This window comes from Protofrankia sp. CiP1_Cm_nod2 (assembly GCF_920664355.1).
GTDB lineage: Bacteria > Actinomycetota > Actinomycetes > Frankiales > Frankiaceae > Protofrankia.
This window is the reverse complement of sequence record NZ_CAKKTL010000081.1, coordinates 1-10,596: the sequence shown is the minus strand read 5'-3', so window position 1 is coordinate 10,596 and position 10,596 is coordinate 1. Positions and strand designations below refer to the sequence as shown.

At 70.8% G+C, this 10,596-nt stretch carries 9 protein-coding genes; 7 read left to right on the top strand and 2 right to left on the bottom strand.

Translation table 11 applies throughout. The features are described 5' to 3' along the window. Positions 1 to 215: 215 nt before the first annotated feature. The gene (locus NBW84_RS11285; protein ID WP_250284343.1) at positions 216 to 431 is read right to left on the bottom strand and encodes a hypothetical protein; all 216 of its coding nucleotides are present in this window, start codon (positions 429 to 431) and stop codon (positions 216 to 218) included. Positions 432 to 943: 512 nt separating this feature from the next. Here NBW84_RS11285 and NBW84_RS11280 point away from each other — a divergent pair. Further along, positions 944 to 1,420: a pilus assembly protein TadG-related protein gene (locus tag NBW84_RS11280; protein WP_250290273.1), complete on the top strand. Its 477-nt coding sequence runs from the start codon at positions 944 to 946 to the stop codon at positions 1,418 to 1,420. A 184-nt stretch (positions 1,421 to 1,604) separates the two neighbouring features. On the opposite strand, the gene NBW84_RS11275 is transcribed toward NBW84_RS11280, so the two are convergent. Further along, positions 1,605 to 2,579, bottom strand: coding sequence for a hypothetical protein (locus tag NBW84_RS11275; RefSeq protein ID WP_250284340.1), 975 nt, complete (start codon positions 2,577 to 2,579; stop codon positions 1,605 to 1,607). A 656-nt stretch (positions 2,580 to 3,235) separates the two neighbouring features. Between NBW84_RS11275 and prfB the strand changes: the two genes are divergently transcribed. The 6 genes from prfB to NBW84_RS11245 form a co-directional block, all read left to right on the top strand. After that, on the top strand, positions 3,236 to 4,336 hold the full coding sequence (prfB, locus tag NBW84_RS11270; protein WP_250284338.1) for a peptide chain release factor 2: 1,101 nt from the start codon (positions 3,236 to 3,238) through the stop codon (positions 4,334 to 4,336). A 239-nt stretch (positions 4,337 to 4,575) separates the two neighbouring features. Further along, the gene (locus NBW84_RS11265) at positions 4,576 to 5,682 is read left to right on the top strand and encodes a toll/interleukin-1 receptor domain-containing protein (RefSeq protein ID WP_250284336.1); all 1,107 of its coding nucleotides are present in this window, start codon (positions 4,576 to 4,578) and stop codon (positions 5,680 to 5,682) included. 352 nt (positions 5,683 to 6,034) lie between these two features. Further along, the gene (locus NBW84_RS11260) at positions 6,035 to 7,198 is read left to right on the top strand and encodes a toll/interleukin-1 receptor domain-containing protein (RefSeq protein WP_250284334.1); all 1,164 of its coding nucleotides are present in this window, start codon (positions 6,035 to 6,037) and stop codon (positions 7,196 to 7,198) included. 79 nt (positions 7,199 to 7,277) lie between these two features. Beyond that, a complete protein-coding gene (locus tag NBW84_RS11255) occupies positions 7,278 to 8,201 on the top strand; it encodes a hypothetical protein (RefSeq protein ID WP_250284332.1) in 924 nt (307 codons plus the stop codon). Between the two features lie 358 nt (positions 8,202 to 8,559). Next, a complete protein-coding gene (gene cobA, locus NBW84_RS11250; RefSeq protein ID WP_250284330.1) occupies positions 8,560 to 9,351 on the top strand; it encodes a uroporphyrinogen-III C-methyltransferase in 792 nt (263 codons plus the stop codon). A gap of 121 nt (positions 9,352 to 9,472) precedes the next feature. Further along, positions 9,473 to 10,596 (top strand): FUSC family protein (locus tag NBW84_RS11245; protein ID WP_250284328.1); only part of this gene is annotated, 1,124 nt, incomplete at its 3' end.

The window sequence follows — 10,596 nt, the reverse complement described above, 5'->3', positions numbered from 1 at the left end:
ATACACTCCTGGTCGGGTCCGTACGCCCTTGACTCGTAGCCCCTTGCGGAACCCGTTCCCGCTACGGAGGTCGACGAGAAACATGTCCCGTGCGCGCAGAAATCGCTCACGCTGGGCGGGAGTCAGACGGCGGTACATGTCCAGAAAGCGTAAGGTCCGCTCGAATGTGGGCACACACGCACGATACTCTTTCTGCCACAGAGCAGAAGTCTGGGTCAGGCCGTACGGGGATACTCGACCAGGTCGCCGACGACGGCCGCTCGCAGGGACGCGTCGAACTCCTCGACGCTGTCGTACAGCTCGGTGTGGCCGGCATCGGCCTCGGCCAGTGCCTCGTCGAGCGCTGCCTGCGCGGTAGGGGAAAGGTCGACAAATTCGACATCGGCCAGAACGGCCGGCGGCTCGTGGTCCATCTCGGCCCCCCTTCCCATCCTGGACAGCCTGTGAACAGATTCCTCGCATCTTACCATGCTCCATGGTTTCTTGATCATCCCGCGGTCCGGATCCGCTGGGGGCGTGAGCCAGGATCCTCAAAGGAGCAGCCGCTTGATGTGGCACGGGAGCCGCGGCCTGGGCAAGGTGCCCATCGCCATCGCCATGCACGGATGTGGCCGGCGGTGGTTTCGCGGGCGCGATCCATGTCCTCGCCGGTGAGCACGAGTTCGGCCAGCAGCTCCCCGACATCCTCGTAGGTGTGCCGTCCCGCGGTGGTCTTCTTGGTCGTCCCAGCCGGCCTTGTCGCTCGGTATCGGCCAGGCACTGGGTGCGGTGCGCTTCCGCGAGCGGGGTCCTGAACGGAGCGCTCCGGCCCCTTTGAGAAACTGAAAAGCCTGCGCTCACCGATGAGCGGCGGATCGGACGCGGAAAATCGTGGCCGTCGCGGGCCCTGGTGGGGCAGCCCGCGGGCCAAGTGCCGCCTGGCTGCGGACCGGAGGGGACGCGGATGTGCGTTGACCTGTGTAAACGTCCCATGCGCCGGGGGCCGGGAGGCCACCGGGTGCGGGACGAGGGATCGATCCTGATTCTCACCCTCGGCTATGTTCTTGTCGCGTTGATGCTGGCGCTCGTGGTGACCGACGTGTCCGTGGTGTACCTGGCCAGGCGTTCGCTCGCCTCCGCCGCGGACGGTGCGGCGCTCGCCGCGGCCCAGAGCGTCGACGAGACGGCGATCTACACCGCGACGGGGGAGCTCCAGCGGCTGCCGCTGACGGCGGTCGCCGCGACCGTCGCGCAGTACCAGAGCGACGCCGACCCGTCCGGGCGCACGACGCTGACCGCGGAACTGGTGGAGCCGGCGACGGTCCGGGTGACCGGTATCCGCACGGTGACCCTGCCGGTGGTGGCGATCCTGGGGATCGGCCCGCTGACCGTCACGGCCAGCGCGGACGCCCAGTCACTCGTCCGCCCGCCCGCGCCCTGAAACGCCGGCCCGGCTACGGCCCGGCCACGCCCCCCGCGTCCCGCGGAACACCAGCCGATGAACACCAGCCGCTACGGCAGGCGGTACCGCGGGTAATCTGCCGTGACGGCACCGCCCGCCCCGGTCCGGGCCGCGGGCCGCGCCTCGTCGGGAGCCTTCCTGGAAAGGCCCATGGCAACCCCCGTCAGAACCAGGGGGAGGTGGTGGCGATCAGGTCGTCCAGGTCGTGGCCGGTGCGCCTGGTGGCGAGCGCGGAGATGTCGTGCACCAGCCGGGCGACCCATTCCGCTGGCCGTTGCAGGGAGAGGGTCACCGCGTGGGAGGCGTGCTGCCTGGCCTCGTAGGGGTCGGGACGTTCGCGGCTGAGCGCGGCCCGGGCCCGCGCCATGTGCACCGCGACCACCATCCCGGTCTGTCCGCTGTCGTCGATCATCTCGGACGCCCGCTCGAGGTGGCTGTCCGCGTCCTCGGCGACGCCCACGGTGGTCAACGCCTCGGCGGAGGCGAGCGCGAGGTCGGCGGGGGAGTAGGTGTCGAGGGCGAATCCCGGACGCCCGTGCGCGGAGCTGTCCATCAGCTCCATGATCTTCCATGCCTGGGCCACCGAGCGCCGGACCCCGGCGACGTCGCCGACCGCGGCATACGAGCTGGCCGAGACCTTGCCGGCGACCAGCGCCCGGGCCGGGCTCGTGCCGGCGATACGGCCGGCGGCATCGGCGATCTGCAACGCCACCGCCGGGTTGTGCTGGCGGACCACCCGGGCGCGGACGGTCAGCGCACGGCCGGCGAGCGGCCCGTCACCGGCGGCCCGGGCGACCGTCGCGGCCCGGTCGGCCAGGGACACGGCGTCGCCGTGACGGCCCTGGTCGTAGGCGGCTCCGGCCATGGTGGTGGTCACGGCGGCGTGCAGCCGCATCCAGTCCAGCGCGACCGATCCCCGTAGCCGCCGCGCACGCGGCACCGTGCGCATGGTCTCCTCCAGCCTGGTCAGGCCGGAGACGATGTCGGCCAGGTCGGCGGTCTCGTAGCTGTCCAGCGCCTGTTCCAGCGCCCGTGCGCAGGCTTCGTGCAGGTCGCTGGTGCTTGCCTGGTCGGTCATGGCGACAATGGGGGCCACGGTGGCCGCGAGCACCCGTCGTCGGTCGGCAGGCTCAGGCATGTCGGCGTCCTTCGGGTTCGGGCGGGCGTATTACCGTGGTTCTCTTTCTGTCCGCCAAGGGCCACGACTCACCCGAGGGTGACGACGCGCGGCGGAGCTCCCGTGCTCACCGGTGCCGATTCCGACAAGCCCTGGAAGGGCGCATGCGACGTCACCACTTCCAGGCCGAAGAAGCCACTCGTTACCAACGATAGCGTTTCGGAACGCCTGCCGCTTCCGTGCCGGGATGTGGCGGTGTGTTGTGTGTCTCACAAGGGTATTACGCCGCCGGGCGGGCCGTGTCGGCGGTGTGGCCGGCCGGGGTAAATTACCTGGCTGTAACACCGTCGCTTTCTCGTAACATTGTTTCCCTGTTATTTCAGCTGGCGCCTCGGTGTTTCCACCGGATGACATCGCCTCGGTCGCGGCGGGCTGGCAGGCGTGTGCGCCACGGTTTCGCGGCCCCGGCCGTGCTGGGCTGGGCATGCCCCCATGTTCCCTCCGCGCGCCCCCACGCGCCCGCTTTCCCGCGTACCGCGATCTTTCCCCGTTATCATCGGTTACGTTCCGTGGCGACCGACGGGCCGTGATCCGCGTCGCGCGGCGAACCGGAGGCAACGGAGAGGCAAGATCTGTACGGCTGGGGGTGCGGTGCGTCCGACGGTAAGGTGGGTCTCATGGCCGCCGACATCACAGAGGAGATCAAGGCTCTCGACGCGACGCTTGCCGGCATCGAGGCCGTTCTTGATCTCGAAGCTCTCCGTCGTCGCGCAGCCGATCTGGAACGCGAGGCAGCGGACCCACAGCTGTGGAGCGATCAGGAACGCGCCCAGGTCGTGACCAGGCGACTGTCGTCGGTACGTGGGGACATCTCGCGGGTCGAGGCGCTGCGCCGGCGTCTCGACGACGTCATCGCCGCCCTCGACCTGGGGGACGACGACCTGCTCGCCGAGGCCGCGAACGACCTGCCCACGCTCGCCCGCGACATCTCCACGCTCGAGGTCCGCACCCTGCTCTCCGGTGAGTACGACGAGCGTGACGCGATCGTCCAGCTCTCGGCCGGCGCCGGCGGCGTGGATGCCGCCGACTGGACCGCGATGCTGCTGCGCATGTATCTGCGCTGGGCCGAACGGCACGGGTACGCCGCCGAGGTGTTCGACACCTCAGAGGCAGAGGAGGCGGGCCTGAAGTCCGCCACGTTCCAGATCAGGGCGCCCTACGCGTACGGGACGCTGCGCAGCGAGCACGGCGTCCACCGGCTGGTGCGGATCAGCCCCTTCGACAACCAGAACAGGCGGCAGACCTCGTTCGCCGGGGTCGAGGTGACACCCGCGGTCGAGCAGTCCGACCACGTCGAGATCGACGACAAGGAGCTGCGGATCGACATCTTCCGGTCGTCCGGGCCGGGCGGGCAGGGCGTCAACACCACCGACTCCGCGGTGCGGATCACCCATCTGCCCACCAACATCGTGGTGACCTGTCAGAACGAACGCAGCCAGCTACAGAACAAGGCCGCGGCCATGATGGTGCTCCAGGCGAAGCTGCTCGAACGCAGGCGGGCCGAGGAGGCCGCCGAGAAGCAGCGGCTGACCGGCGGGCCGCAGGACGTCTCCTTCGGCTCCCAGATCCGCAACTACGTTCTGCACCCGTACCAGATGGTGAAGGACCTGCGGACCGAGGTCGAGACGTCCGGCACGGCGGCGGTGCTCGACGGCGACATCGACGAGTTCATCGACGCGGAGATCCGCTGGCGGCGGACCACGGAGCGGCAGGGATAACCCCCGTCCGTATCCGCTCACCTGTCCGTCCGAGACCGAGACCGAGACGGGCCGGGCCCGGGCACTGGGAAGGGCCGCGTCCTGATGCGTGGTTCTGGCACGTGTCCCTGACGCATAGCCGGAGCCACGGTCTGGCACGTGGCCCCAGGACGGGCATGACCGCCCGGTTATTGTGCCGGGGTGTATCCCGACTCGGCTGACGACCGTTGGTAACCGCTGACAGGCGATTGCCTGTTGCGGTGCATGTAGTCTGGCACGGTGGCAGTCGCCTCGGCGAGCATCTTGCCGGCGTCGCCTTCAAGTTCCTGTGCGCCGATCCGTGGCGCCCGCGGGTGCGAGGCCTCGGTGTGCCGGTCCGTTTCTGGACGTCCACGCCGAATCCGCGGTCGCCCGGACGGGACGATCCGCCGCCAGCCGTCGATCTCGAGCGGGCCGAACGCAACATCGTGGTGCTGCTTGTCGACGCGTGGCTGATAAGCGGCGGCTGGAACGACTACATCGCCGAGCTCGTCGGCATGACCTCGGCGTCATCTCGTCACTGGCTGTTGCCGGTGCTGCTCACCCGGAAGGTCGACCGGACCTCGTCGATCTCGGACGTGAACTGCCTCAGGCTCTACGAGGCAGCCCACGAGCTGCGGGACCAGGTGTTCGTGAACAAAATCCTGCACCGGCTCTTCCGGCATGTCACCGACGACAATTCCCCGCTCACCGTACTGCTCAGCCACGCCTCGACGGACGGCCGGGGCGTGGCGCTGGCCGTGCGCAAATATCTGCACGAGTGCACGGACGTCGGTGACTTTCTCGACGTGCACAGTATCGCCGCCGGTGAACGGCTCGTCGAGGCGATAGACCGGGCGATTTCCGCGTCGGCGTTCCTGGCGATCGTGACCGATTCCTACAGCTCCCGGGGATGGTGCCGGCACGAGGTCATCAGGGCCAAGCGCGAACTCGGACCGATTGTTCTGCTGGACGCGGTCGAGGACCGCGACGAGCGTCGCTCGCCCTATCTCGGGAACATTCCGATACTGCGCTGGAGACCGGACTCGCCGCTCGTCATGGAGCGGCTGCTGGGCCTGCTCCTCGCCGAGTCGTTCCGGCACCGGTATTTTCCCCGCCAGGTGGCCTGGCTGTCCCGGCTGCGGCGGGTCGACCGGCCGTACTGCTGCCTTTCCCGGCCGCCCGAGCCGCTCACGCTGCTTGAGCTGCGCCGCCGCGCCGGCTCGGTGGAGGTGGACCTGACCGTCGTCTATCCCGATCCTCCGCTGGACAGCGAGGAGACGCGGCTGCTACACGAGTTCGAGCCGAGGATGCGGCTGATGACACCGACGATGCTCTTCTCGACGTGACCGGGCTGTTCTCGGCGTGCCCCGTTGTTTCCGGCGCCGGAGAACGCGTCGCGGACGCCCGGCCGGCCGCGGCCCAGCGGCCCACCGGCCGGGCCATGTGAAACGCCCGGGGCGCATGCCGCGCACGTGGGATGTCGTGCGGACGAGTGGCGGGCTGACGGCCGGCGTCGCCGCCGAAGACCGTTCGCCCACCGGGGGTGTCCGCCTCCCGGCGGCCGTCCCGGCAGGGGCCGTCCGTCCTGGCAGAGGCCGTCCTGGCGCTGGACCGGCCCTCCTAACCCCCGCCGTGGTGCCCGAATGCGGCACCGGATTATCGTGCCGGAATGCATCCTGACCCGACTGACGACCGTTGGTGAGCGCCGCCGGGCGACCGCGGCCGCCCGTCGTCGTACACGTGGTCTGGCGTTCCGGTGCCGGCGCGGAAGCCCACCAGCTCGCCGACGCCGTCTTCACGCATCTGACGGCCGACCCGTCGCGGCCGGCCGCCCGCTCGCTGGGAGTTCCGGTGCGTTTCTGGTCGGCTGGCGGGCCTTTGCACCGCCACCCGGACGGCCGTGGCGCGCGGCGGGCCGCCGACGTGCCACCACCTGTCGATCTCAGCCTGGCCGAGCGCAATGTCATCGTCCTGCTCATCGACAACGCCCTGGTGGGCGCCGGCTGGAACGACTATCTCGCGGAACTGCTGCGCGCTGTCGGCGCCGGGCCCGGTAACTGGTTGCTGCCGTTCGCGCTCACTCCCAACTTCGCCCGCGTCCCCGTCGCGGCCGACGTCGACGTCGTCGACCTGCACACGCTGCCGGCGCGTTTTCGTGAGCAGGTCCTGCTGAACCATGTCGTCCACCGGGTGTGCCGTCAGATCGGTGCCGCGGATCCGGTCCGGGTGTTCATCAGCTACGCGTCCGCGGATGGCGGTGACATCGCCAGGCAGGTGGCCCGGCATCTTCGGCTCGAGACCGATGTCGACGACTTCCTCGACGCGCACCACATATCCGGTGGGGACTCTTTCGCCGACGTTCTCGACGCCGCGGCCACCAGTAGCGCGCTGCTCGCGGTGAACTCGGATTCGTATGGTTCACGGCCGTGGTGCCAGCGGGAGCTCCTCGGCGCGAAGCGCGCGTCCATGCCGGTGGTTGTCCTGGACGCGTTCACGGACCACTCGGCGCGCGCCTTCCCGTATCTCGGCAACGTTCCGACCGTCCGCTGGCACCATGACTCGCGAGCGGTTCTCGACCGTCTGGTCGGCGTTCTGCTGACCGAGACGCTCAGGCACCGGTATTTCCCGCTGCGGGCCGCCGAGATGTGCGGCCGGCACGGTGTCGCTCTGCCCGCGTTCCTGCTGGCCCGGCCACCCGAACTGCTGACGCTGCTTGATCTGCCACGGAATTCCGCCGGAGGTGCGTCCCCAGTCGATCTTCTATATCCTGATCCACCGCTGGGTACCGAGGAGAGCCGGGTGCTGGCGAAGCTCGACGGTTCGCTACGGATGGTGACGCCGACGATGCTGTTCTCGACATGACCGCTGTTCCTGACATGACTCCCGACATGATGGGGCCCGCGACGGGCCCGGTGGTGACAGAGCGCGCGAGGAGGTTGCTGTGAGCTCGCTCGCGGACATCCGGGTGGCCGTCTCGATCTCGGACAGCCCGGACCTGGTCCGGCGAGGCCTGGGGGTGCCGCACCAGCGGCACGCGTTCGTCGAGATCGCCCGGCATGTCCTGGCCGCTGGCGGCTCCCTCGCCTACGGCGGTGACCTGCGCGCCGGCGGGTACAGCCGGGTCCTGTTCGATCTCGTCGACACCTACGACCTGCCCGGCCGGCCCGGGCCGGAGCGGGTGACCGACTACCTGGCGTGGCACCTGTTCCTGCGGTTCGGGGTGGACGAACAGGCCGAGCTCGTCGACGTCGCGACGGTGGTCGGTGTGCCGCCACCGGCCGACATCAGTCCTGACGACCCGGATCTGCGGGACGACCCAGGTAACATCGGCAGCGCTGGTGACGCGGTGGTGGCCCGCTGGAAGCGGGCCCGCGCGCTGACCGCCATGCGTGAGCGCATGGCCACCGAGACCGACGCGCGGGTGATGCTCGGCGGTGCCGTCGTCGTCGGCGCGGGGCTCTACCCCGGCCTGCTCGAGGAGGCCGTGCTCACGCTGCGGGCCGGGCGGCCGCTGTTCCTGCTGGGCGGCTTCGGCGGCTGCACCGAGCGGGTCATCGAGGCCGTGACCGGCGGGCGGCCCCGTGACCTGGAGCTGGACAGCCAGCTCGCGGCCCGTCCGGGATACGCCGAGCTGGTGGCGCAGGCGGCCCGCGCCGGCACACCGGTCGACTACGACGGCCTGCTCACCGAGCTGCGGGTGGCCGGCCCGGAGGCGCTCGCCAACGGCCTCGACCAGGCCGAGAACGAAACGCTGTTCGCCACGGACGACACCGACGAGATGGTCGCCCTCGTACTCAGCGGCCTGCGCCGTATCAGCGGGACACATCGGCGGGGACAGAGGACGCATCGGCGGGACAGTAGGTAGAAACCTCCGCCGCGGCCGCGGTTGCCACCTACGGACGCGCAGGTCACAGGTGTGGCAGCCGCTGCCATCACGACGGGACCTACCTACGGCTTTTCCGCGCCGGAGGCCGCACACTCTCATCGTGGGCAGACTCGACACGGATCCACCGATGGCGGCCGGGCATGGCGGCGACGACGGGCATGCGGGTGCCTTACGCGGGGCAGCCCGCCCAGGCGGGACCGCGGACCAGGACAGGGAGCGGAGCAGAGGCCAGCTCCCGGACCGGGACCAGCAGTGGAACCGGGATCAGGACCGGGATCAGGACGGGGGCCAGGACCGGGATCAGGACCGGGGCCAGGAGCGGGGCCAGGAGCGAGACGTGGACCGGGACCGGGACGCGCGAGCCCAGCGCCCGGTGGGCGGCTGGGTGGCGCTCGTCGGCGGCGGCCCGGGGCGGCCCGATCTGATCACCGTCCGGGGCCTGGAGCTGCTGCGCCGAGCGGACGTGGTGGTGGTCGACCGGCTCGCCCCGCGGGCCCTGCTCGACGGCTTACGGCCCGAGGTCGAGATCGTGGACGCTGGCAAGGCGCCGCACGGCCACAACCTCACCCAGGAGCAGATCAACCAGGTGATCGTCGAACGCGCCCGGCGTGGCCTGGGGGTGGTGCGTCTCAAGGGCGGCGACCCGTTCGTCTTCGGCCGCGGCGGCGAGGAGGCGCTGGCCTGCGCGGCCGCCGGGGTGCCCTGCGAGGTCGTCCCGGGGGTGACCAGCGCGACGGCGGTGCCCGCACTGGCCGGCATCCCGGTCACCCACCGTGGGATCACCCAGGACGTCACGATCGTGTCCGGCCATGTCGACCCGTCGCATCCGGGCTCGACGGTCGACTGGGACGCCGTGGCGACCGGCCCCGGGACGATCATCATCCTCATGGGCATCGGCGCGCTGGAGCAGATCACCGCCGAACTGATCAAGCGTGGGCGCCCGGCGTCGACCCCGGCAGCGGTGATCCGCGACGGCGGCAGTGGTGACCAGCAGGTGGTCGCCGGCCCGCTTGCCGACATCCCGGCCCTGGTCGCCCAGGCCGCCATCCAGCCGCCGGCCGTCATCGTCATCGGGGATGTCGTCACGGTAAGGAATGAGATTGACACTTTACGGCAGAAGGAGTTCTGATCCCGCGACGGCGAGGCTCTGATCCCGTGGCCCCGCGGGGCCACCCGGCCGACGCCCGATCAGGATCATCAGTCCGGCCGCTCCCAGGCCCGGACCGCAGAGCAGAACCGGAGCCACGACGATGACCCAGCACCGGCACCGGCCGGCGGTCACGCTGGCCGCCGGCCCGGCAACCAGCCGCGAGCTGCCATCCGGCCCCCCGTCGCAGGCCCCCCCGTCGCCTGGCCCCCGGCCGTCCGGGCCCGCGGCCGCGGCCGGGCCATGGGCAGGCCGGCTGCGGGCGGCCCGGTCATGGTTCGCTCAGGGCCTGCGGCGATTACGCGGCTGCGTGGACGCGGTCGTCGAGGCGGGTCTTGCCGTGACCGTGGCCTGGCTGCTGGGTGTGTATCTCGTCGGGGACGACCTGCCGTTCTTCGCCCCGGCCGCCGCACTGATCGTCCTCGGGGTCACCCGCGGGCAACGGCTGCGGCGGGCGCTGGACATCTGGGTCGGAGTCGCGGTAGGCGTGCTGATCGCTGATGTGATCTCCAATGCCATCGGCCCGGCGAGCGTCTGGTCGGTGGTGGCCGTCACCGTCCTCACCCTGTCCGTGGCCGCCTTCCTCGGCGGCGGGGCGATCCTCGTGGTGCAGTCGGCGGTGTCCGCCATCTATGTCGCCGTGACCACGCCGGCGGACGGCGGTCTCGTCCCCGCCCGGTTCTTCGACGCGATGGTCGGCGGCGCCGTCGCCATCGCGGTCAACCAGCTGCCGCTGCGGACCGACCCGCTGACCGAGCTGGCCGACGAGTCCGCGCCGGTGTTCGAACGGCTGGCCGACGTCCTCGACAGTGTCGCGGCCGCGCTGAAAGCCGACGACCACGACGCTGCCCGGCAGACGCTGGAGGAGGCGCGCGGCATCGACTCCGCGGTCGCGGCGTTCCACGGCGCGGTCGCCGTGGCCGAGGAGTCGGCCCGGTTCACCATCCTGCGCCGGCGCCGCTCGCCGTCGCTGGCGGCATACGGCGAGGTCGCCGCGAAGATGGACCACGCGGTACGCAACGTGCGTGTTCTCGCCCGGTCCGCGGTCATGCTGCTGCGGCTGGGCGCTCCGGCACCGCCGGTGCTCGTCGACGCGGTCAGCCAGCTCGCCGAGGCGGTCCGCGCGCTGGGCGGATACCTGACGGCGCTGGTCGAGGAGCAGGCCGGGCCTCACCGGGGCCGCGGCGCGCGGGCGCGGGCGGGCACGTCGGCCGGCCAGGCGGCCGA

Excerpts from the sequence above, each read along its gene's own strand:
- NBW84_RS11275 (WP_250284340.1), bottom strand. The coding sequence starts at position 2,579 with ATGCCTGAGCCTGCCGACCGACGACGGGTGCTCGCGGCCACCGTGGCC.
- NBW84_RS11280 (WP_250290273.1), top strand. The coding sequence starts at position 944 with ATGTGCGTTGACCTGTGTAAACGTCCCATGCGCCGGGGGCCGGGAGGC.
- prfB (WP_250284338.1), top strand. The coding sequence starts at position 3,236 with ATGGCCGCCGACATCACAGAGGAGATCAAGGCTCTCGACGCGACGCTT.
- NBW84_RS11285 (WP_250284343.1), bottom strand. The coding sequence starts at position 431 with ATGGGAAGGGGGGCCGAGATGGACCACGAGCCGCCGGCCGTTCTGGCC.